Below are 24,474 nucleotides of genomic sequence, written 5' to 3'. Positions count from 1 at the left end.
TTATCGACTTTACTTAAAGTATAGGGGGAATCTGATTTTGAAGGTTAAGAGTAATTTAATAAAATTTACTACTGCTGCAGTTTTGACTATTACAGGAATTAGTATTACTAATGCTACTAATGTTAAAACAACTGCGACTCAGGTTGAAGCTGCAACCAAAAAAGTCAAGATTAACTATATTCCTGGTTATAGTGTAAATGTTTGGGATAACTATGAGAACCCTGATTTTACCGGCAAGAGACTTAAGCACGGGAAGACTGTAAATGTCATCAGTGATGCAGTCGATGCGGCTGGACAAACCTGGTACCAAATTGGGGAAAACCAGTGGATTCAGGCATGCTATACTAAAAAATCAAAGAAAAAAGTTGGTAAAGGAATCGCAACAGCTTATGTACAGGCTTCTTCGCAAGGGGAAAGGGTGGCTGATTTAGCTAAAGCTGCAGTTGGTAAGGCATACGTGTGGGGAAGTAATGGCCCTGACGCGTTTGATTGCTCTGGTTTAGCGCAATATGTTTATAGTAAGGCTGGCAAGGAAATTAGTCGTACAACCTATTCTCAAGTTAAACAAGGTAAGCAAGTTTCAATGCAAAATCTAAAGCCAGGTGATCTTTTATTTTGGGGTTCAGCAAGTGCTCCATATCATGTGGCAATTTATGTTGGTAATAATCAGTTTGTTCATGCAGCAACTCCTGCACAAGGCGTTGTTAAAGAAAATTTAAGTTCTTACTTCTATCCTTCAGTTGCTAAGCGCGTGCTTGACTAAAAATAAAATAATAAAAAAACACTTAAAATAATTTTTTAAGTGTTTTTTAGTGCTAATTCAAAAATTAGATAACATGATCTCTAAAATTTTTGTTATCATTTAAGTAAGTAGACTTGATTAAATAGCTGAAGCAATTAAAATAAAGTCTAATGTTATTTTTTTAATCATTTTCATGCTATTAAAGGAGAATTGACTTGAATGAAGCGTAATTTTTGGAAAATGGGACTGGCAACTACACTAACTATGGCTGGAGTAACTGTAGTTGCACCACTTAAGTCGGTCAATGCTACAACTATGAAAGCGCCAATTAAACGTGTTCAAATTAATTATTTACCTGGTAAGGGCGTAAAAATTTGGACTAATTATGAAGGTGGACAATTAATTACTTTTCGTGCCAAAAATAATAGTAAATGGAATGTTGCAGAAATAGCAATCGATCGTAAAGATCGTCTGTGGTATAAAATTGGCGAAAATGAGTGGATTGAAGCACGTTATACGATAGATCTTGAAAAAGAAAAGCCAAATAATAAAAAACAATTACATCTACTGACAGATAAAGTAAGTAAAGGAATCAAAAACCATAAAAAAACAAAAGGACAAAAAGTTGAGCAGCAGTTAGTGGTACCTACCAACAAGTCAAAAAATAATCGTGGGCTAAATACACAGAACATGGTCAATGCAGCTCAACGAATACAAGCAGTAGTTGATATGGCTAAAGCTAAAGTCGGCAAAGGTTATGTGTGGGGTGGTAACGGTCCGAATAATTTTGATTGTTCTGGGTTAGTCCAGTATATTTATAATCAAGTTGGTGGAGTTAAGTTACCCCGTGTTACAACAGATCAAGTAAAAGTTGGCAGTACAGTTTCAATGGATAAGCTTAAGCCAGGAGATTTACTTTATTGGGGTGCGGTCAATGCCCCATATCATATAGGTATATATATAGGTAATAATCAATTTATTCATGCCGCAACCCCTGAGCAAGGAGTAGTTCAACAAGTGCTTAGTTCATATTTTTATCCATGTGTGGCTAAGCGGGTAATTTTTTAATTGCCTAAAAATTACTAAATTTAGTTATCTTAAAAAATTTATCGTTTAAATAGAATGTCTGTCTTAATTTAGACTGTTTTCTAAATCTCTAGCGAGTAAAGAAGAACCAATTATTGCTTAAATAGGAATTGGTTCTTCTGTGTAAAATTTTAAATTATATATTTTTTAAATTGTAAACTTTTATCTGGTGTTAAACGAGCATGTAAGTGGACCCCATCAGATTGGTACTCTTCGTCAATTATTTGTGTTTGCTCGTGAAGCTGGGCCAATATTTTACCAGCAGTTAAGGGGATAAGTAATTCTACTTTTTGGTATGCTGCAAAGAGATGTTGAGTAATTAATTGAGCTAAGACAGTAATAGAAGCTTGACTAGTGGCGGCATATAAAAGATTATCCCCTTCAATTTGTGGATAGTCACGTTCAGTTTTATCTGCTTTATTATAAGCAGTAATCATAGGTGTATCTTTTATACCAATCTCGGCTAAGACCGCTTGTGTAGTATGAATCGTTTGTAGCATGTTGGGATCAGTGGCATCGACAACGTTGATTAAGAGATCAGCATCCTTTACTTCCTGCAATGTTGCCTTAAAGGACTCAATTAAATTATGTGGTAATTTTGAGATAAATCCCACTGTATCTGAAAGAATAAAACTAAAATTATTATTTAATTGAATTCGGCGTACGCTAGTGTCTAAAGTTGCAAAAAGCATATTTTTAACAAAAACTTGCTTAGCTTCATTTTCTTGGGAAAATTTTGTAAGTAAACCGTTCATTGTAGTAGATTTACCTGCATTAGTGTAGCCGACTAATGCCACTTTAGGAATTTGGTTTTGATTACGGCGTTTAGCTTTTATCGCTTCTTGCTTTGTAACATGCTCTAGTTCGCGCTTAATAGCCGCAATCTGTTTACCAATAGTTCTTCTATTTAATTCTAATTTGGATTCACCTGCACCACGATTGGCCAAACTACCACCACGTTGTTGATCTAAATTGTTTTCTGATGGATGCAATCGGGGCAATTCGTATTGTAGCTGAGCCAGTTTAACTTGCAATTGAGCTTGTTTAGTCCGCGCCCTACTCGCAAAAATTTCAAGTATCAGTTCTGTCCGGTCAATGACCCGCAATTTTGTTAATTTTTCTAAATTACGGATTTGCATAGGTGACAGTTCATCATTTAGTATTAATACTTGTGCTTTCAAACCATGGGCTATGTTTTTAATTTCATTAATTTTTCCAATACCTAAATAAGTACTTGTGACTACTTGAGTAGCATTTTGGCGTGCTTGACCAACCACATCTAAATTGGCAGCTGTGGCTAAATTAGCGAGCTCAGTCATATAATAATCAAAATTGGGATCATTTAAATTGACGCCAGCGAGAAATGTTTTGATTGGTTGAGGGATATTATTAATCATTTAAGCCTCTTATTCTTTCTTTAAAAATTTAATTGGTAATTGCATCGCTATTGTTCAACTTAAATTAGCCACATGATTACATCTTCTTTCTATAAATTATTTTAATTGTAATACAAAAGGCTAGGTTTACCAAAATGAAATATTTGGTTGTTATTATTAATTTTGATTAATAAAGTCTCTTTTGTAATCGCTAAAAATCATGATAAATAAAGCACATCTTTAGTGATGTGTTTTATTTATTTAAAACTAGTTAGTAACTCTCTTTAGCGTGATTTTAACCTTTAACGTGCACATAAGCATAATTTAATTGGTGCAGTAATTGCACTGGAATTTAATGGTAACAGTTACTTATATAATAACTATGTAAGTGCTTAAATTATAAAATAAAGAAAGGAGTGAATAAATGAAAATTTTAGAACCAGACTTGGTTTTTGCCCATGTAAAAGCAACTAGTAGTGATGAAATTATTCATTATTTAGCACAGAAACTAGAAAATAAGGGTAAAGTTAAGATTTCTTTTGAACAAGCAGTTAAAGAGCGAGAGCTACTTCACCCTACTGGCCTGCCTAGCGGTGAAATCGCAGTAGCAATCCCCCATACAGATGTTGATTATGTTAATGAAGCAGCTATTACATTTGCTACTTTGGCTCAACCGATAGAATTTCATAATATGGCAATAACAGATGAGATTTTAAGGGTTCAAATTGTAGTAATGTTGGCATTAAAAAATCCACATAGTCAAGTAGAAATGTTACAAAAATTAATGGCCTTGTTTCAAGATCAAAAACTATTAAAACAACTTAAGGGCATCACTAGTAATCAAAAACTGTATCAGGTCATTTCTGAACATATTTAGATAAAATTTATTTTGGGAGGAATTATTGTGAAACCGATAATTGATTTCATTATGTATATTGTTGGCTTAGGTCCAACTGTTTTAATTCCAATTATTATGCTGATTTTTGGCCTATGTGTCCGTGTACCATTTACTAAAGCACTCCGAGGTGGATTAATGGTCGGAATCGGTTTTATTGGATTAAACGCAACTGTTTCAATTTTAACTGATGTTATGAATCCAGCAATTAAGAATATGATTCAAGTTATGCATTTGAATTTACAAGTAATTGATGTTGGTTGGCCATCAGCATCAGCGATTGCCTATGGTACGGCAGTAGGTGTAAGTATGATTCCGCTAGGAATTGCAATTAACGTTTTAATGTTAGTAACTAAGACCACATCAACGATTGATGTTGATATTTGGGACTTTTGGCATTTTGCCTTTAGTGGCTCATTAGTTTATGCCTTAACTAAAGATATTGTGCTCAGTTTATTTTTAGCCAGTGTAAATATGATTGTCATTATGGTTACTGCGGATAGAACTGCGCCGCTTTCAGAGAAATATTTAGGATTACCAGGAATTTCAATTCCACATGCTTATGCAGGTTCATTTGTACCTATTGCGGTTATTCTTAACTGGGTGATGGATAAGATTCCTGGTGTTAATAAGATTCATATGGATGCTAAAGATTTTAATAAAAAGTTTGGCTCGTGGGGTGAGCCGACGCTCCTAGGATTTGCTATTGGGATTATTATTGGAATTTTGGCATATGGGTTTATTCCAGGCATCACTGTGGCTACGAAGCTAGGGAAGATAATGCTGATGGGAGTTACTTTGTCTGCAGTAATGATCATTACGCCCAAAATGGCTGCTTTACTTTTGCAGGGAGTAGTTCCAGTTTCCGATGCAATTCAATCTTTTATTCAAAAAAAGTTTTCTGGCAAAAGAAAAATTTATATCGGAATGGATACTGCTGTGGGAATTGGTAGTCCTGTTGTGTTAGCTTGTGCTACTTTGATGATTCCGGTAGCATTATTATTTGCTTTTATTTTACCAGGTAATAAATTCTTACCCACAATTGGTTTAGTCGGCTTTGTCTTTATGTTTCCATTAATTGTTTCAATCACTCATGGTGATTTCTTTAGGTCATTTATTATTGGTGCAGTTAATGTGGTTTTAGGATTATGGATAGGTACGGATTTAGCACCATTGGTTACTAGCAGCGCAAGTGCAGCTCATTTTACTATTCCTAAAGGATCATCCTTAATTTCAAGTATTGATTATGGCTCTAATCCATATCCGTGGCTAATTGTGCAAGTAGCTCCATATAAGTTAATTGCATATGCAGTTGGGTTGCTTTTGATTATTGGCCTTTGTTGGTGGAATAGAACAAAGATTATTGCAGAAGAAAAGCGTAGAGAAGTTGCTATTCAAGATAAAAAGTAAAATTAAGGAGAATATATTATGAAAAAAATTTTAGTTGCCTGTGGAGCTGGGGTAGTTACAAGTACGTCGGCAATGAATAAGTTACAAGAAGAATTAGCTAATCGAGGAATTTCTGCAGCTGAATATACTTTAGGTCAGTCTTCTGTGGCTCAAGTCGAATCATTGGCTAATGACTACGACCTAGTGATTACCACAACTCAATATGATAATGAGGCTATCCATACACCAGTAATTAATGGCTTACCATTGTTAACAAATATTGGTGTTGAAAATGTCATCGATGAAGTAGTTAACAAATTGGGTCTTTAGTTTTATTTTGTCAAATTGCTAAGATACTAAAATTTGAAGGGTGATTAACATGATGACAAGCAATTCTGCCAGTTCCGTTAAGGCAAAAAGGCTATTAAATTATTTGGTTAAATCCCCTGGTTTTGTAAGTTTAAAAGAAATTTTAGAAACTTTTAGTATTTCGCGGCGAACAGCTTTTAATTGGTTAAAATTAATTAATCAAACTTTGCGTCAAAATAATTTAGACGAAATCATTAACGTTCCTAAATATGGTTATAAAATTACTAATCAGACAAAAAAGAAATTGTTGGCTGATACGGAGATAATAGAGACCATATCTAGGTATAGTCAAATTAAAAGTGTCAACGCCGCTGATCGACAAATAATGATTGTTTTGATGCTAATCGGGGAAAACAAATATTGCTCAATTAATGTATTGGCAAGAAAATTTTCCTGCTCACGTAATACAATCATTAAGGATTTTAAAGCACTTAATGAGCGTTTTCCGCAACTCGAAATCGCTAGTTCTAGATTCGGGCATCGAATTATTAGTGATGAGTCGACAATACGAAGAGTAATATACGAATTACTGCTTTATCAAAATAAGCTGGTTTTTAAGTTTATCAAACATTTGGATTTTTCAATTACTGAAGCTAAGACAATAATTAGTACTGCGCAAAAGCAGTTAGAAATGACTTTTTCGGAAAATTCTATTGAACAGTTAGCATATTTGTTAACTTTTACAAGATGGCGGATTGAGCATGGATTATGTGTTTCTAGCACAGCAGACTTAGAGTGGATAAAAATTAATACAACCAATGTTTTATTTACCTGTGAAAAAATATTGCAATCATTAATTGGAAAAAAGGTGCCTAGAGGTGAAATAGTTTTTCTTAGTAAATTTATTTTGTGTTCACAAGCTACTAAAGTTAATTGTGTTAAGGCTGATTTATACCATAATTTAGATAGTATTGCCCAAGAAATTATTTTTCGTTATGAGCAATTAACAGAGCAAAAAATTTCTTATAAATTATTTACTCAAGTTTTATGTAACCATTTGTATGCCACCTTTTTCCGAGTGAAGTTTGATTTACCATTTTCTTCAAATGAAGTAGATGAAATCAAACGGCAGTATCCAGAATTGGTTAAATTTACGGCAGTTGCATGTGCACCACTTGAACAATTCTTACATAAAAAATTACCAAGCAATGAAGTTGCTTTAATATACTTGTATTTTGGATCAGTTAGCCATAAAAATTATCAAGATTTTTCAGATATGGACAAGTTGCAACGAGCAGCACTAGCAGATGTTTTAGTTGTTTGCTCTAGTGGAATAGGTACATCTGCTATGCTTTATCAAGAACTCAGTAAAATGTATCCATTGATAAAATTTTCTTTACCACTAGAAATTCGTGATTTACCGCAAATTTTTAAGCGGTCTTATCAAGCAAAATTAATTATTAGTACAGCTAATTTAACTGATACCGTATATCCTATTCCAGTTGTAAATGTTAGGGCTGTTTTGACCAAGCATGATCAAAGTGCGATTGAAAAATTATTACGCCAAAAAATTCCACGTAAAATTGAGCATAATGAAAGTGCTGTTAATAGTTTAGTCTCTATCATCAATGAGTATGCAGATGTTAAAGATGAAAATGGCTTAAGAATGAGCTTAGATCGCTTTATTTTTCCAAAAAATCAAAAATCTGTTCATTATAATTTACCAACTTTAAGTAATCTGTTATCTGCAAATCATATCAAGTTTTTACATAATAATGATGATTGGAATTGGCAGGACGTGCTGCATTTTGGATGTGAGATCTTAGAGCAAGACGGAATTATCGATGAATATTATTGCGAAAAGATTATACATTTAATTCAGCAATATGGACCGTATATGCTGATAGCTAATAATATCTTTTTAGCACATGCTGCACCTGATACTAGTAGTAAAAAAGCAGGTATAGTGTTAATTTTACTAGATCATCCTTTAGTAATAGAAGCTTGTCAACAAAAAGAAATCGTGACCTGTATGTTTGTCCTATCACCAGGAATGAAACGTGAACATGAGAAGGCTTTGGAACAATTAGTCGATATAGTTAGGGATAAGGAAAATGTTTTGCGCTTGCTTAAAGCTAAATCTATTCGAGAAGTACGACAAATTTTATTATGCTTTTAAATAAAATAGTAGTTAAAAAGTATTAATTTAGCTTACTGTTAATTGGACTAACAAATATTAAAAAGAATGCGACCACGGAAATAAGGTGGTCGCTTTTGATTAGTTTGCATTAGTGAAAATAAAGTGTATAATTTAATCTTATAAGGTACCTAACCAAAATTAAAAACTAAGGAGACTGGTAGAAATGACGGAAACTTTAAGTTACCAAAATGATCAAAAAGTACAAAAAAATCGCTGGTGGATATTAGTAGCTGTAGGTCTTTTTACTTTTATGTCTACGCTTGACGGAACAATTGTCAATATCGCTTTGCCAGTAATTAGCAACGACTTACATATACCAATGAGTCAATCAGAATGGGTTGCTTCACTTTATTTAATCGTTGTTTGTAGTTTTATTTTGTTTTTCGGTAAGTTAAGTGATCTTCACGGAAAAATTAAAATTTTTCGTTTTGGAGCAATTTTTTTTATTGCTGGATCTTTGCTGTCAGGAATTAAAGTAAGTCTATTATTCTTACTTGTAGCAAGAGCTCTCCAAGCAATCGGGGCTGCAATGACTATGGCCACTAATAATGGTATTATTACGGAGATCTTTCCTGCAACGGAACGCGGCAAAGCACTAGGAACAATAGGATCTTTTGTTGCTCTAGGATCAATTGCGGGTCCAGGCTTAGGCGGACTTATTTTAAGTAAGCTATCATGGTCATATATTTTTTGGCTGAATGTTCCGGTTGGGGTTGTTGCTGCACTAATAGGTGCAATTTACCTTCCTAAGGATATTACCTTCACTACTTCAAGCCTTGATAAAATGGGGTCATTTAGCTTTGCCTTGGGAATGATTACGTTGTTTGGGGGCATTTTCTTAGGACAACAATTTGGCTTTACGTCTTTACCAGTTTTAGCAATGCTATTAGTTGGTGTTATTAGCTTTATATGGTTTGTTTCAATTGAAAACCACGCTGAAAATCCATTATTACAATTTAAGTTGTTTAAAAATCCTGATTTTTCAGTAAGTTTATTATGTGCACTTTTAGTTTTTATTACTAACTTCTTTTTTAATGTAGTTACTCCATTTTATTTGGAGAATGCGCGTCATTTAGCGCCAAGTCAAACAGGCTATATTTTGATGATTTTACCAATAGTTCAATTTTTTGCGGCTCCAGTTGCTGGTGCACTTTCTGATAAAATGAATCCAAAATTGTTAACTTTCATTGGTCTAGTTCTTTTATTAGTTAGTCAAATTTGTTACTCACTATGTAATCTTAATTCCTCGATTTGGTTATTTGTTGGTAGCATTGCAATTATGGGACTAGGAAGTGGTATTTTTACTTCACCTAATAATTCATTAGTAATGAGTTCAGTTGAGCAAAAAGATTTAGGAATTGCCGGCAGTATTAATTCACTTTCACGAAATTTGGGGATGGTAATTGGAATATCGAGTGCAACTACTGTTCTTTTTGCAGCAATGAGTCATGCTAAGGGCGCACGAGTAACGGCCTATTTACCGAAACAACCCGAAATTTTTATTTATGGCATGCATGTTGTTTTCATTATTTCGATGATTATCTGTTTAGTAACTGTAATTTTAAGCGGTTGGCGTTTGTTTAGAAAAGATTAAATTAAAAATATTATATTTATTTAAAGCACTACAATTTGATGTTAATTTATCTCATGTTTTGAGATAATAGAGATTAATTGTGGTGTTTTTATTTGAAATATTATCTTGTGTTTTGATTAATTATTTGTATTTTTCAAACAGCAATAGTAACTATAAAATGGTAAACTTATTAGTGATTGTTTGGGAAATTATAAGCAAAAAAACACCCCTATTATAGGGGTGCTCTTTTTATTAACTTGTTCCAAAAACTGATTTTTATAATTCTCGGGAACAATGTTATTATAATATATCAGAACTGATTTTGCTAATATTTTATACTATTTATATAAAATATTTTCTTTGCTAATAATTTTTTATTATTGTATCATTATTATTTTGCCATAGTAAAGCTAGGGTACTCGTTTTCCATGATTGACATCAAGCCTAGTTAAGTGATATTTTTTTGTATGAGAAGAAAGTTTGGAGTAAGCTATGCAAATAATTGAAAGTTCGATTTTGCGTATTGCAATCGATGAAAAAAGGGCAAGGTTAGTTAATCTTATATCTCAAAATGATCAAATCGATTATTTTAAAGATGATGATCTGCAAAGGAACCTGATAGTTGATTTTACTGGCGAAAATCAAAATGAAAATTTAGCAGAACTTCTACCTTGGACAATTGTTGATAAAGGTGATTCAAGGATAAGTCTGGCTTTGATTGATGACAATTCAAGTTATAAGAAATTTCCTTATCATTTTGAGGTAATTTTAACTTATACTGTTGAAGGCAATCGGGTTGATATTAAATATTACTTGAAAAACAATTCCCATAAAACTATGCCATTTTCTTTGTCTTTAGCAGTTGATATACCTGCTGGTTGGGCAAAAGTAGAAAAGGTAAATGAAGTTATTTTAAGCAAGAATGCTGTTAAATTACAGTGTATCTCGTCTAGTCTTGCCTTAGCAGTAAAAAACAATCAAATTGTTGCTGCCATGAAACAAGCAGAATTAGAAAAAGATCATGGTGAAGAATTTGGTCTATCATTGTTATTAACGTAAACAATTTAATGTTTTTAATAAGATATCAGAGTCAAGCCGACAACGGCTTGTTTTTTTTGCTATAATATATCCATTATATAATTAAATTGGGTAAGTAAAGAAATATGAATCACAATCATAATCATCCACGCAAAAGTCGGGTTGAAAGACATGCAAAGGATTACAAAAAAAGGCGATATGCCTTAATTTTACTCCTTAGCATCATTGTTTTTGTAATTGTAGCGTATTCGGCCTATCTCTATTTTCGAACTAAAAAGGCTGTTGATAGTACTTATGATAATAGTGCCCATGTGCAAATTAAGCATGGAGAATTTAATGGGAAGAATCGATTTGCAATTTTATTGATGGGTACGGATACCGGAGCTTTGGATCGAACTGATGAGGTGGGTAATACTGATACTATTATTGTTGCAGTAGTTAATCCAAAAAAGAAGCAATATACTTTAATGTCTGTACCACGAGATACAATGGCACAGATGATTGGTACACCAAACTTTCAGGTAGAAAAAATTAATGCTGCCTATTCGATTGGTGGCGCCAAAATGGCAATGGCTAGTGTTTCTAAGCTAATTAATGTGCCAATTAAATATTATGCTTTAGTTAATATGAAAGGAATCATGCGCTTAATACGTTATGTTGGTGGCATCAAATTGAAGCCACTGCTTAGCTTTGAGTATGGTGGATATGTTTTTAAGAAGGGACAGTTAACCCATATGGGTGGCGGTGGTGCTTTAGCATATTCGCGAATGAGGTATGATGACCCAGAAGGAGATTATGGTCGCCAGAAACGCCAACGACAAGTAATTACGACACTTATAGAAAAAACAGTTTCACCTAGTACTTTGACAAAGCTTGATTCAGTGTTAACTTCAGTTTCAGGTAATGTTAAAACAAATCTTCCTTTTGATGCTCTGCAGCAAATTGCACTTAACTATCGCAGTTCGACTAAGAAGGCGCAAAATGATTATCTTCATGGTCATAATGCCACAATTCACGATGCTTCTTATCAAGTCCAATCAACTGAGGAATTACAGCGAGTTTCGGATTGTTTGCGCCAGGAATTGGGTTTAAAGGCTAAATTGATTGATAATAATGAGACTTATCAGAACAAACGTAATAAAGAGCGCGGCTTTGACTTTAATGATCCTGAAAATCAAGTTTATACTATATTTCAAGATTATCAGGATCAAATACAGGAAGAAGGTGATAATTAATGATATTTATAGCATCATTAACACTTTCTTGCGTATGTATAGGTTTAATATTAGTAATTTTAAGGCATAAACTCCGAGTGTTGGGGATAAGTACCTGAGTTTATTATAATCGAGCAGCAGTAGCTACAGCTAAGTTTAGCAAGTACTGCTTTGCTAGTTGATTTGCAAGTTACAAAGGCCATGTTTATACATAAACGATTATAAATAGTTGTAAAAAGTATAGATACTGGTTAATAACATCATTTTTAGTGAGGGATATATACTAGAAATATGAATAAAAATAAAAAGTCTTTAACAGTTGCACAGATTATTTGCTTACTGGTTGCAGCTCTTTTCATGTTGATCCAAATGTTCAACTTGAAGGGAATTGCTACTAGAACACACTATTCATTCATCCGTTTTATGCCTGATATGTTACATAATATGACTCTGATAATAGTGCCAATGATTTTTGGAGCAGTATATAGTAGAAAAAAATTGAGTGTAAGTGAAAGTTTTAAGTATTGGCTAATGGCTAGTGCAACGCTTATCATTTATTATGTCCTCTTTTTCTGCAAGTTACCTGGTCATTTTAATATGTGGCGCATATGGGGCATGTTATTTCCGATTATTGCAAGTACTTCAGTTTTGTTTGCGGGATTGTTTTTCAGTTTATTAGTTCAGTCACATTTGTACGATTTGTTACATAAATTAACAAGCAAGCAGAACTGGCTCATCTTAAGCTTGCTTACTATTTTTGGCTTTGCTCTTAGTGCAGGTAATCTTACATTTCAATATTCAATTTATGGTTTATACTTAATTCTCTTTTTTGCTTGGGGTATGTTTTTAGCCCAGGTGCCAATTAATGGTAAAGCATTAAGTTTAATAGTTACTGGTGGGTTAATATCACTGGTTGTTGTTTTGATAGGTGTACCTGGCTTTGATGCAGTCTATTGGTCACAAATTGTCGCTGGTAATGGCGGCGGTGATTGGAATCGTGAATTCCTGAACAATCCCTCATCACCATTTATGTTTTTAATGGTAGTGGCGATTTTCTTACTATTTAAGAAAGTTATTCTGACCTTTAATACTAAGCAAATGCGTTTATTTGTCCCATTAATTATACTCATGGATGCACCAATTTCGGCAAAATTTATGGGTTCTTTTCGGTTTACTGGTTCTTCAACTATTAATAAGTTATTGGTGATTATTGCCATCTTAGTAATTATTGGTATATGGGATCTAATTCTTGAGCACTATTTGTTTCAGTTTAACCCCTTTAAGCGAGTAATTACTTATCTTGATCATGAATCTAATTTAGCAAAAATTTGTGAAAAACTGTGGTCTGTTTTTATTAAGTTTATTATCTCTAATCGAGTTAACTTATTGACCTGGGCTTGGTTTTATCTTCTGAGTTTTGGCTCATTTTTAATTGAATCAGATAATCTCAGAATTCAAATCAGTACCGCTAAGACAATTAATGCCATTGTTTACTTATTGGGGACGAGATTCTTCGCTATTGTTTTAACTACTATTTTACTTGATGCCCTATTTTCAGTATTTTATTTTGTAACTACACGGTATTGGACCTCAAATACATTAGTTAGTTTAATTGCAATTGGCTGGGCAGTAGCGAATAAGATTAAATTATTATTGCGTGGTGAACCAATCTACCCAACTGAAATAAGTGAAATTGTAAATTGGAAAACTTTGCTTCCAATGGTTGGTAAAACAACTGTAATTGTAATTTTACTTGCAATTTTACTTGTGATCTTACTTGATGTATTTTTAGAAATTAAGTTTCCGATTAAGAAAAGAGGCTCCTGGAAACGCCGCGGTATTTGGGCCTTAGTTAGTTTATTACTGTTTATGACCCCACTTCGTTTTAATCATGATGGTGGTGCAATCTACCACGTTAATCGAGGTTTTGATAATAAGCAAACATTCCGCAACCCTGAACGTGATATTCAAGTCAATGGTCCGGTATTAAATTTTCTAAATTATATTGATTTACAAATTATGGATCAACCGGATAATTATTCAGCCTCATCAATTAAGACTTTAAGTAATAAATATGCTAAGGTTGCAGATAGAATTAATAAAACGCGTAAGAATGATTTACATAAGCAGACAATTGTTTTTAACTTAAGTGAAAGTTTTGTGGATCCTAATACTTTCCCAACTATTAGATTTGACCACTCTGTTTCAAATCCAGTTAAGTTTATTGAATCAATGAAGTCTCGTTCTTCATATGGTACGATGCTTAGTGCTGGCTATGGTGGTGGTACAGCGAATATGGAATGGGAAACATTAACCGGTTTAAACATGGGAATGTTTAAATCAACTTTGACCCCATATGTCCAAATCGTACCTAATTTTGATTTTTATCCAACCATCGGTATGAATTTTGATTATAAATCTGCGGTCCACCCATTTATCGGTACGTATTATTCAAGAAGAGAGGATTACCACCGGTTTAAGTTTGATAAATTCGTCTATACTGGGTCTAAATATAAAGTTATTGGTCAAAAGAAATTAGGTAAGAGTGGTTATAATTCAGACTTTACTACCTATGCCAATGGCTTACACCAGATTAATTCACGTAGTGGTGGACAATTTATCAATTTGATATCGATTCAAAACCATATGCCGTATAATAATTGGTATCCTAATAATGAATACATTGGCAAAATTTCTGGCGAACTATTTAATACACCGGCTGTTCGTGAGCAAATGGCAACATATGTTAAAGGAACGCAATATACGGATAAGGCTGTAAAACAGTTTATTGGTGAAATTGATAAAATCAAAAAACCAATTACACTAGTCTTTTATGGAGATCATTATCCAAGTATTATTTCACAAAGTTACACTGCTAAATATCCAGTAGAGATGCATTCAACGCGTTACTTCATTTACTCAAACAAATATGCGCGTGCTCATGGTGCAAAGCTAAGATTACCGCGTAAGGCCAATAATTTTGTTAGCTCGAGTGACTTTATTGCTATGATGCTAGAGCAGACCGATTCAAAAGTTACTCCTTATCAAGCGTTGTTAACAGAAGTTCATAAAAAATTGCCAGCAATTACCATTAATTTTAAAGGGGACAAAGGATTTGAATTAATTGGTCGAAAGGGACAAGTAATTGATCCCAAGTATTTGACTAAAAAACAACAAGAATTACTTGCTGATTATGAGACAATTCAGTATGATATGACAGCTGGAAAAGCTTATGGATTAAAGATCAAGGGCTTTTACAAGTAAAAATAATTTTGTTGACATATTAAAAAAAAATTAGTATGATCACGTTATAATATTTAAGTAGCACTTTGATTCAGGGTTCAGAGAACTAGCATTTGGTGTGAGCTAGGCAGGTTGAAGGTTGCAAAATACAGATTTGGGTAGTTCCAATATCGACTTCAGTTAAGGCGCTATATTGAGCGTAAACGTGGGTGGTACCACGGCTAAGAAAAGTAATTTAGTCGTCCCTAGATTCTATTTTAGAATCTAGGGATTTTTTTTTGGAGGAAAAAGATGGCAAACTTTGACATTTTAGAAGATTTAAGATGGCGCGGGGCAATTAATCAACAAACGGATGAATCCGGCTTAACTAAATATTTGCAAGATCACGATGATTTTGCATTATATTGTGGTACAGATCCAACAGGTGATTCGCTCCACATTGGACATTTAATTCCGTTCATGATTCTTAAGAGGTTTCAACTGGCTGGTTACCATCCAGTAATTGTAATTGGAGGAGGAACAGGTTCAATTGGTGATCCGTCTGGACGTAAATCAGAACGGGTACTATTAAGCCCAGCGAAGCTTCATCAAAATGAAGTAGCTTTAACTAAGCAGATGGAAAAATTGTTTGGTACTGCTAATTTTGAAATTGTAAATAATTCAGAATGGTTAGATCAAATAAGTTTAATCGATTTCTTACGTGATTATGGAAAACATTTTCAGGTGAATAATATGCTGAGTAAAGATGTAGTCGCTAGCCGTTTGGAAAATGGTATTTCCTTTACGGAGTTTTCATACCAAATACTTCAAGCAATTGACTTTTATCGCCTGAATAAAGATCATAATGTGCAGATGCAAATTGGCGGAAGTGATCAGTGGGGTAACATCACAGCGGGCATCGATTTAATTCATAAATTGTCCGGTTCAGAGCAACCTGCATTTGGCTTGACTATACCGTTAATGCTGAAAGCCGATGGGACTAAATTTGGTAAATCAGCAGGTGGTGCTGTTTGGCTTGATCCAGAAAAGACCAGTCCGTATGAATTTTATCAATTTTGGCTTAATCAAGATGACCGTGATGTAGTTAAATATTTGAAATACTTTACATTTTTAAGCCATGAAGAAATTGAAGAACTAGAGGTACAAGTAGCAAAGGCGCCTTGGAAGAGAACAGCCCAAAAAGTATTAGCTAAAGAAGTAACAGAATTTGTTCATGGTGAAGCAGGATTAACGGAAGCAGAAACGATTACTACTGCCCTCTTTTCTGGTGAGATTAAAAACTTAACGGTTAAGCAAATTGAGCAAGGGCTTAAGCATGCTCCGATGGCTACAGCAACTTCTGAAAGCAAAAATATTATTGAATTTTTAGTTGAGACTCAAATTGAATCTTCTAAGCGTCAAGCCCGCGAAGATGTTCAAAATGGAGCAATTTATATTAATGGTGAAAAAAAGCAGTCACTTGATTTCAACGTAGATCCAAGTCAAGCATTTAGCGGTAAATATGTAATCGTTCGTAAAGGAAAGAAAAAGTATACGTTAGTCAAAATTAAGGGTTAAAATTAAGTGAAATGGCTGTTATTAGCAGGCATTTTATTTATAGAAAGGAAAAAAATGCGAGCACGGGTTATCCTTTATTGTCCAACGATAAAAGCTGTTTTATTAATTCACCGCATTAATAAGCGTGATTATTGGGTAGTACCAGGTGGTCGAGCACACAAGGGAGAAACTGCCAGTGAAACGGCCCTTCGGGAGTTTAAAGAAGAGCTAGGGATTAAGTTAGCGGCTCGAGATTTAACTCTGCTATATCAATTAGACCAAGACGAAAAACAAATTTTTTTTAAAGCGACAACCAAATTAATTAGGGCCCCATTAATCCAAGGTGAAGAAAGAAAGCGGTCAAGTAGTACTAACATCTATCATCCAGAATGGGTTAAGCTTAAAGATATAGCTAAGATTAATTTAATGCCACCACAAATAGCAGCAAGACTAGCAACAGGCGATGATTAAAATTATAATAGCTCTGTAATTGACAAATTATAGTTATTTATTCATAATCATATTTAGTGATATAGCTTTATATTATTAAATATAATCTTAGGAGATAAGTATGAATAACCAAGCAATTCTAGTTACAACAACAGAGAAGATACCTGGTAAAGAATATGAAATCATTGGTGAAGTTTTTGGAGTAACAACTCAATCCAAAAATTTTTTGAAAGATTTTGGTGCAGGACTAAAGTCAATGGTTGGTGGAGAAATTCGTAGTTATACCAAAATGCTGGAAGAGTCACGTGAACAGGCAATGGTCAGATTACGTGAATCAGCACAAGAATTGGGAGCAGATGCGGTGGTAATGATGCGCTATGATTCAGGATCAATCGGTAATGACATGCAATCAGTTGTCGCCTATGGCACAGCAGTAAAATATATAGCACATAATGAATAATTAAGATAAAAAAGTATTCTCGTTCTATGTGAATACTTTTTTGTTACAATAAATATGCCGCTTTAGCTCAGCAGGTAGAGCACCACCGTGGTAAGGAGGAGGTCCCACAGTTCAAATCTGGGAAGCGGCTTAGTGATAAAGGAGTTGATTTTATGGATATAACTAAAGTAATCTGTTTTGTTAAAGAAAAATTGAAAAATGAAAAAACAGGTCATGATTTTTATCATGGTCAACGTGTAGCTCATTTGGCACGGCAACTTTATTTGCAAGATAACCCGACTGCTGACCTGGCTAGCCGAAAAATAGCTATTATTCAAGCAACAGGCTATTTACATGATACAATTGATGAAAAAATTTGTAGTAATCCAGCAACTGTACTCCAGCAAATAAAGGTTGTGTTGAAGCAGGTTAAGTTTACGGAATTAGAAATTCAAGATATTTTGTTTACAATGCAACATATGTCATTTTCTAAAAATATTGAACATCATTATCAGTTACCATTGTCTGGTAGATATGTTCAAGATGCAGATCGACTCGAAAGTCTGGGTGCTATGGGAATTGCACGTGCTTTTACCTATGGTGGATTGCATGGCATTGATATTTATAATCCTAATATCAAGCCAGAAAAGCTAATTAGTCATGACCAATATCGTAAGCATACTGAGACAACAATTAATCATTTTTACGAAAAATTATTTCAGCTTGAAGAGACAATGAATACTCTTGGTGGCAAAAAAGAAGCGCATAAACGCACTGAATTTATGCATAAGTTTGTCGATCAATTTATGGCTGAATGGAATGTTTAATAAATATTTTTAGTAAGTAAACTGAGATTTTAAATAAGAATCTCAGTTTTTGTTTACCGTAAAATAAAAATAAAAAAATTTAGTTGTTGCATACAAAAACCCTAATCGGCAACCTATGACACGTTTTATGCCAAAGCAAGAACATTGCTACATCAACACTTTATATTGTATAGTAACTTTGACATAGCCACTAAATGTTGATATTTTATTAATTGGAATATCAAGGAGGTCATAAAATGAAAATCAAAAAAATTATTTCTTTTACTACCATCGCATTATTTACTGGACTTGCATTGACTGCTTGTTCAGGTAAAAAACAGGGTGGGAATGGTAATTCTAGTGGAAGTGCAAAAAATTCAATTGCATTAATTACTGATCAAACGGGTGTTAATGATAATTCTTTTAGCCAGTCTGCTTGGCGCGGATTTAAAGCTTATGGCAAAGAGCATGGCTTAAAGCAAGGTCGCAATGGTTATCAATATTTTCAATCAAGCGGTTCAGCTGATTTTGAACCAAATCTAGATCAAGCAGCTAAGTCGGGCTACCAAACAATCTTTGGCATTGGCTATAGTTTGAAAGATGCGGTTAGTGCAGCAGCTAAAAAGTATCCTAAAAAGAATTTTGTTATCATTGATGAAGTAATTAAGGGACAAAAAAATGTGGCCTCGGCTAATTTTAGAAGTGAACAGGCAGCATATTTAGCAGGAGTAGTTGCAGCAACGCAAACTAAAACTAATACGATTGGTTTTATTGGTGGCACACATGGCGATATTATTGATCTATTTGATGCCGGATTCACCAAGGGTGTTCATGATCAAGCTAAAAAATTAAATAAAAAAATCACATTATTAAATCAATATGTTGGTGACTTTACTAGTGCTGACAAAGAAAAAGCTATTGCACAATCAATGTATGCCAAAAAGGCTGATATTATTTTTCATGCTTCTGGGATGGCCGGTAATGGTCTTTTTCAAGAAGCTAAATCAATCAACCAAAATCGTCCTGCCAATAAAAAAGTTTGGACGATTGGTGTAGATGTTGACCAGTCATACCTTGGCAATTATAAAGATAAAGACGGAAAGAAAAGTAATTGTGTTTTAACTTCTGTAATTACAGGAGTAAATGTTGCAACTCATGATATTGCTAATCGCGCATATAACGGTAAGTTCCCTAGCGGCAAGCAGCTAGTTTATGGCTTAAATACTAATGGTGTATCGATTGAACGTGGGCAAATCAATAGTAAAGCTTGGGAATATTCACGTACAGCAAGGGAACAAATTATTAAAAATAAAATCAAGGTACCAATTCATCCAAATAAATAGTTCGTATTTTGATTGATAATTGTTTTTATATCTGCTGAAAAACGATAAATATTGAACTTAAACGTATTTTATAATAAAATAAAAGTTATAAAGTTCGTGTTTTTGGAGGATATAATAAACATGGGGAAAAAATTACGAAATTATTATCACTAGGGGTTGTGGCAACTTTTGCTATCTTACTTTTTACTGCTTGTACAGGCAAAAAACAAGGTTCAACTGGGCAGAGTAAAAAAGATAGTATTGCTCTGATTACAGATAGTAACGGAATTAGCGATCAATCCTTTAATGAAGCCGCATGGCAGGCTTCAAAGCTTACGGTAAAGAGCATAATTTACAAAAAGGGTCCGGATATCAATATTTCGAATCTAATAGTGCCACTGACTTTACTCCAAATTTTGATCAAGCAGCTAAGTCAGGTTATGATACAATTTATTGGTTATATGTTGAAAGATGCTGTTAAGGCAGCTGCTAAGAAAAATTTTGTTATCATTGATGACATAATTACCAAGCAAAAAAATGTTACATCCGTAACTTTTAAAAGTAATGAAGTGGCTTATCTAGCTGGAGTGGCGGCGGCCTATACAACTAAAACGAATAAAGTTGCTTTTATTGGTGGAGCTAAGGCTGTAACAATTGAATCTTTTGCAAGTGGTTTTAAACAAGGTGTTACTGATACAGCTAAGGCGCTAAATAAAAAAATTGAAGTTACCGAGCAATACATCGGTAACTTCACTGCAACTGATAAGGCAAAATCAATGGCGCAATCGCTATATGCTAATAAATATGATGTGATTTTTCATGCCGCTGGCTCAGCTGGAAATGGCGTTTTTCAGGAGACCAAAGCATACAATCAAATGAGATTGGCTAGCCATAGAGTCTGGGTTGTTGGCGTTGATGTTGATCAAGCAAAACTAGGAAATTACAAGTCAAAGGATGGGCAAAAGGTAACTTTACTCTAACTTCTGTTTTAAAAAGATTAGATGTTGCAACTAAGTCAATTGCAAATCAAGCGGCAAAAGATAAGTTCCCCGGTGGTAAACATTTGGTATATTCTTTAAAGGATAATGGTGTATCCGTGACTAAGGGAAGTATGTCACCTAAGGCTTGGGCTGCCGTGCAAAAAGCCAAGGCACAAATTGTATCTGGTCGAGTTAAGGTGAAATAATAAAAAGTAATTAGGTAAAATAAAAACTCTTTGTGGATACAAAGAGTTTTTTATAAAAGGAAATAGGGCTAAATGAAAAACACGACTAACGTAATTGAAATGCGCCACATTGTCAAAGACTTTAATGGCTTTAAAGCTAATAACGATATCAATCTTACTTTGCAAAAAGGTGAAATTTTAGCACTCCTTGGGGAGAATGGTGCTGGGAAGTCTACTTTGATGAGTATTTTATCGGGGCTTCTTACGCCATCTGCTGGTGAAATAGTTGTTCGTGGGGAAAAAGTCACCATTAAAAATCCGACAATTGCTAAAAAATTAGGAATTGGTATGGTACATCAGCACTTTATGTTAATGGATTCTTTTACTGTATTGGAAAATATTATTTTAGGGCATGAAGTTACTAAAGGGCTAAGGTTAGATTTTAAGAAGGCACAACAGGAAATTAAAGAGTTGTCGCAACGTTATAATCTAAATGTTGATCCTTTAAAAAAAGTTAGTGAAATTACAGTGGCCCAACAGCAACGTGTTGAAATTCTTAAAATTTTATATCGCGGTGCAGATATTATGATTTTTGATGAGCCGACAGCTGTATTGACACCCCAAGAAATTACTGAATTTATTCAAATATTACATGGGTTGGCTAACGAAGGTAAATCAATAATTTTAATTACTCATAAGTTGGAAGAAATTAAGCAAGTAGCCGATCGAGTAAGTGTTATTCGTGCGGGTAAAAGTGTTGGTAATTTTAAAGTTGCTGATGTAAGTAATAATCGCTTAGCTGAATTAATGGTGGGACGACATGTTAATATGCAATTAGATAAAGCTCCTGCCATAATTGGTAAAACAATTTTAAAAGTTGCTAATTTAAATGTTAAAAATAAGCAAAATATTCCTGCTTTAAAAGGATTATCTTTTAATTTACGAGCGGGAGAAATTTTAGGTGTTGCAGGTATTGATGGTAATGGTCAAGATGAGTTAGTACAAGCTTTAACCGGCTTAACACATATTGATTCGGGTCATGTTCTAATCGATGACCAAGAAACAACTAATCAAGAAGTCCGTAAAATTATCGAAAAAGGTGTTTCATGTATTCCTGCTGATCGTCAAAAGTTTGGCTTAATCTTACCCTTTTCAATTGCTGATAATTTAGCTATCCAGTCATATTATAAAAAACCTTATTCTCACCATCATGTACTTAATCATGATTTGATAAAGCAGCATGCTCAAAAATTAGTTAGCCAATTTGACATTCGGACTACAGGAGTTGAGTCACCAGTGAGTGATCTATCTGGTGGAAATCAACAAAAAGTGATTATTGCTAGAGAATTGAGCCGAGATAGTAATTTGATTATTGCTTTTCAACCGACAAGAGGGCTGGATGTTGGTGCAATTGAATATATTCATCACCAACTGCTAGCTCAGCGAGCTAAAGGGAAAGCAATTTTATTAATTTCGTATGAACTAGATGAAATTATGCAACTATCGGATCGGATAATTGTTTTACATGATGGTAATATTTCTGGTGAAGTTAAACCAGATGATACTAGTGATAAGGAATTAGGTTTATTAATGACTGGAGTTAAGAAAGAAGGTACAACTTTTGCTTAAAGTAACTTCCAAGACTAAACAGAATTTAGTACTAATTATCTCAATTTTGGCGGGCTTTTTAGTTGGTGCAGTTATTATGCTGGTTTGGAGTTATAACCCGCTACAAGCATATTCATCAATGTTTATGAGTGCACTGGGGAATATGAATGGGCTTGGTGAAACTATTCGTGAAGCGACACCATTAATTTTCACAGCGATTGGCTTCGCAATTGCTTCAAATGCTGGTTTTTTTAATATTGGTTTACCAGGTCAGGCACAGGCAGGGTGGCTAACCTCGATTTGGCTTGTGTTAGCTAATCCTAATATGCCTAAGTTTGTGCTACTTCCACTAGCAATCGTTGCGGGTGTAATAGCTGGAGCAATTGTGGCTGGTATTGCCGGTTGGTTACGGGCACAATTTGGAACTAATGAAGTTATTACCACCATCATGTTTAACTACATTGTGCTTTATTCTTCGCAGTATTTGATGCAACAAATTATGCCAAGTCGTTTGCGGATTGATACTGACACAACAAAAACAATTTCAGCTAATGGTAGTTTGAAAATTAATTGGTTAAGTTCAATGTTTGGTGATTCCAGAATTAATGCTGGCATTTTTCTAGCAATAATTGCTGTTTTTCTTTATTGGTATTTGATGAAGAAGACAACGATTGGTTTTGAAATTCGGTCAGTTGGAACTAATCCTTTTGCCAGTCGCTATGCTGGAATGTCGACTAAAAAGAATATTATCCTTTCGATGTTGTTATCCGGAGGTTTTGCTGGCTTAGGTGGTGTAGTACAGGGACTGGGGACTTATCAGAATTACTTCACGCAAACAACTAGCCTAGATATTGGCTGGGATGGCTTGTCAGTTGCCTTACTTGGTGGTGGTACTGCAGTTGGTATATTGCTTGCTGCGTTATTGTTTTCTATTTTAAAAATTGGTGGTCTAGGTATGCAGACAATTGCCGGTATCCCCTATGAAATAGTTTCAATTGTGATTGCTGCAATTATCTTCTTTGTTGCCATTCAATATGTAATTGGCTTGTTATTTAAGGATAAAGGCTCAACCCCAGATATAGAAAAAGTCTCACATATTACTGAAGGAGAGCAATAATGAATTTAGTTGCAATTTTATCTTTGCTAGTGTCATCAACCATTGTATATTCAACTCCCTTAATTTTTACTGCTCTTGGTGGAGTGTATAGTGAAAATTCAGGAATCACTAACATTGGACTTGAGGGAATCATGACCATGGGAGCTTTTTCGGCAGTGGTTTTTAATTTAACTTTTGCTACTTCTTTCGGCAAATTGACCCCATGGTTGGGGTTAATTGTAGGAGGAGTAGTCGGTTTGCTGTTCTCACTTTTGCATGCTGTTGCAACGATTAATTTTCATGCCGACCATGTCATTAGTGGTACTGTACTCAATCTGATGGCACCACCATTAGCCGTGTTCTTGATTAAAGCAATTTATGATAAAGGGCAAACAGAAAATATTACACAAAGCTTTGGGTATTTTAGCTTTCCTGGATTAGCTAAAATACCGCTTATTGGACCAATTCTTTTTGAAAATACATTTGCTCCAGCTTGGGTTGCAATTTTTGTAGCGGTTTTTTTGTGGTGGATTTTATATAAAACTCGTTTTGGTTTACGATTACGCTCTTGCGGTGAAAATCCCCAAGCAGCTGATACGCTGGGAGTTAATGTTTATGGTATGCGCTATGCTGGTGTATTAATTTCAGGCTTTCTTGGTGGTATTGGCGGTGCAGTATTTGCCCAAGCAATTTCGGGTAATTTTTCAATTTCGACGATTGTCGGTCAAGGTTTTATGGCTTTGGCAGCTATGATTTTTGGTAAGTGGAATCCTTTAGGAGCAATGCTTGCTTCGCTATTTTTTGGTTTCGCCCAAAGTATTAGTATTATAGGCAATCAGTTACCATTTTTTAATCATATTCCGTCTGTTTATATGCAAATTGCTCCTTATGTAATTACAATTGTAATTTTAGTGTTATTCTTTGGTAAGTCAGTTGCTCCAGCAGCTGATGGCCAAAATTATATTAAGTCAAAATAGGAAGATAAAA

21 protein-coding genes and 1 tRNA gene are annotated in these 24,474 nt (G+C 34.2%); 21 read left to right on the top strand and 1 reads right to left on the bottom strand.

The window, feature by feature from the left end; translation table 11 throughout:
* Positions 1-37: 37 nt before the first annotated feature.
* Positions 38-763: a C40 family peptidase gene (locus tag F5ESL0225_RS06920; protein ID WP_122048133.1), complete on the top strand. Its 726-nt coding sequence runs from the start codon at positions 38-40 to the stop codon at positions 761-763.
* 198 nt (positions 764-961) lie between these two features.
* Positions 962-1,810, top strand: coding sequence for a C40 family peptidase (locus F5ESL0225_RS06915; protein ID WP_122048132.1), 849 nt, complete (start codon positions 962-964; stop codon positions 1,808-1,810).
* Positions 1,811-1,959: 149 nt separating this feature from the next.
* Here the strand turns inward: F5ESL0225_RS06915 and hflX are convergent, their stop codons facing one another.
* Complete coding sequence (gene hflX, locus F5ESL0225_RS06910; RefSeq protein ID WP_122022219.1) at positions 1,960-3,225, bottom strand: GTPase HflX; 1,266 nt, start codon at positions 3,223-3,225, stop codon at positions 1,960-1,962.
* 403 nt (positions 3,226-3,628) lie between these two features.
* Between hflX and F5ESL0225_RS06905 the strand changes: the two genes are divergently transcribed.
* The 19 genes from F5ESL0225_RS06905 to F5ESL0225_RS06820 all read left to right on the top strand — a co-directional run bounded on the left by F5ESL0225_RS06905 (position 3,629) and on the right by F5ESL0225_RS06820 (position 24,464).
* Positions 3,629-4,081, top strand: coding sequence for a PTS sugar transporter subunit IIA (locus tag F5ESL0225_RS06905; RefSeq protein WP_122022218.1), 453 nt, complete (start codon positions 3,629-3,631; stop codon positions 4,079-4,081).
* A 27-nt stretch (positions 4,082-4,108) separates the two neighbouring features.
* On the top strand, positions 4,109-5,509 hold the full coding sequence (locus F5ESL0225_RS06900) for a PTS galactitol transporter subunit IIC (RefSeq protein ID WP_122048131.1): 1,401 nt from the start codon (positions 4,109-4,111) through the stop codon (positions 5,507-5,509).
* 18 nt (positions 5,510-5,527) lie between these two features.
* On the top strand, positions 5,528-5,818 hold the full coding sequence (locus F5ESL0225_RS06895; RefSeq protein ID WP_122022216.1) for a PTS sugar transporter subunit IIB: 291 nt from the start codon (positions 5,528-5,530) through the stop codon (positions 5,816-5,818).
* A gap of 49 nt (positions 5,819-5,867) precedes the next feature.
* Entirely contained in the window at positions 5,868-7,976 is a 2,109-nt protein-coding gene (locus F5ESL0225_RS06890; protein ID WP_122022215.1) for a BglG family transcription antiterminator, read from the top strand.
* Positions 7,977-8,160: 184 nt separating this feature from the next.
* Positions 8,161-9,591, top strand: coding sequence for an MFS transporter (locus tag F5ESL0225_RS06885; RefSeq protein ID WP_122022214.1), 1,431 nt, complete (start codon positions 8,161-8,163; stop codon positions 9,589-9,591).
* Between the two features lie 471 nt (positions 9,592-10,062).
* On the top strand, positions 10,063-10,629 hold the full coding sequence (locus F5ESL0225_RS06880) for an aldose epimerase (RefSeq protein ID WP_122022213.1): 567 nt from the start codon (positions 10,063-10,065) through the stop codon (positions 10,627-10,629).
* Between the two features lie 104 nt (positions 10,630-10,733).
* The gene (locus tag F5ESL0225_RS06875) at positions 10,734-11,843 is read left to right on the top strand and encodes an LCP family protein (protein WP_122022212.1); all 1,110 of its coding nucleotides are present in this window, start codon (positions 10,734-10,736) and stop codon (positions 11,841-11,843) included.
* Positions 11,844-12,113: 270 nt separating this feature from the next.
* Positions 12,114-15,086 (top strand): alkaline phosphatase family protein, encoded by a 2,973-nt coding sequence (locus tag F5ESL0225_RS06870; protein WP_122022211.1) that lies wholly within the window; start codon positions 12,114-12,116, stop codon positions 15,084-15,086.
* Positions 15,087-15,356: 270 nt separating this feature from the next.
* Positions 15,357-16,622, top strand: coding sequence for a tyrosine--tRNA ligase (gene tyrS, locus F5ESL0225_RS06865; RefSeq protein WP_122022210.1), 1,266 nt, complete (start codon positions 15,357-15,359; stop codon positions 16,620-16,622).
* Positions 16,623-16,676: 54 nt separating this feature from the next.
* On the top strand, positions 16,677-17,072 hold the full coding sequence (locus F5ESL0225_RS06860; protein WP_122022209.1) for an NUDIX domain-containing protein: 396 nt from the start codon (positions 16,677-16,679) through the stop codon (positions 17,070-17,072).
* 100 nt (positions 17,073-17,172) lie between these two features.
* Complete coding sequence (locus tag F5ESL0225_RS06855) at positions 17,173-17,511, top strand: heavy metal-binding domain-containing protein (protein ID WP_199688777.1); 339 nt, start codon at positions 17,173-17,175, stop codon at positions 17,509-17,511.
* A gap of 56 nt (positions 17,512-17,567) precedes the next feature.
* Positions 17,568-17,641: transfer RNA gene (locus F5ESL0225_RS06850), tRNA-Thr, on the top strand.
* A 22-nt stretch (positions 17,642-17,663) separates the two neighbouring features.
* Entirely contained in the window at positions 17,664-18,317 is a 654-nt protein-coding gene (locus tag F5ESL0225_RS06845; protein ID WP_122022208.1) for an HD domain-containing protein, read from the top strand.
* Positions 18,318-18,553: 236 nt separating this feature from the next.
* Positions 18,554-19,639 carry a BMP family protein gene (locus F5ESL0225_RS06840; protein WP_122022207.1) on the top strand — a complete coding sequence of 362 codons (1,086 nt, stop codon included), beginning with the start codon at positions 18,554-18,556 and terminating at the stop codon, positions 19,637-19,639.
* A gap of 158 nt (positions 19,640-19,797) precedes the next feature.
* Positions 19,798-20,598, top strand: a complete 801-nt coding sequence (locus tag F5ESL0225_RS06835) for a BMP family protein (protein ID WP_158592406.1) — start codon at positions 19,798-19,800, stop codon at positions 20,596-20,598.
* An 83-nt stretch (positions 20,599-20,681) separates the two neighbouring features.
* A complete protein-coding gene (locus tag F5ESL0225_RS08525; protein WP_255409284.1) occupies positions 20,682-20,804 on the top strand; it encodes a hypothetical protein in 123 nt (40 codons plus the stop codon).
* Between the two features lie 72 nt (positions 20,805-20,876).
* Positions 20,877-22,412 (top strand): ABC transporter ATP-binding protein, encoded by a 1,536-nt coding sequence (locus F5ESL0225_RS06830; protein WP_122048130.1) that lies wholly within the window; start codon positions 20,877-20,879, stop codon positions 22,410-22,412.
* Positions 22,405-23,508 (top strand): ABC transporter permease, encoded by a 1,104-nt coding sequence (locus tag F5ESL0225_RS06825; RefSeq protein WP_122022204.1) that lies wholly within the window; start codon positions 22,405-22,407, stop codon positions 23,506-23,508. The genes F5ESL0225_RS06830 and F5ESL0225_RS06825 overlap by 8 nt, the downstream gene beginning before the upstream one ends.
* Positions 23,508-24,464, top strand: a complete 957-nt coding sequence (locus F5ESL0225_RS06820; RefSeq protein ID WP_122022203.1) for an ABC transporter permease — start codon at positions 23,508-23,510, stop codon at positions 24,462-24,464. The genes F5ESL0225_RS06825 and F5ESL0225_RS06820 overlap by 1 nt, the downstream gene beginning before the upstream one ends.
* Positions 24,465-24,474: the final 10 nt, after the last annotated feature.

The sequence above is a fragment of the Lactobacillus sp. ESL0225 genome, assembly GCF_003692905.1.
GTDB classification, from domain to species: domain Bacteria; phylum Bacillota; class Bacilli; order Lactobacillales; family Lactobacillaceae; genus Lactobacillus; species Lactobacillus bombicola.
The sequence above is the reverse complement of the archived record's forward strand: the minus strand, read 5'-3'. Positions and strand labels throughout refer to the sequence as shown.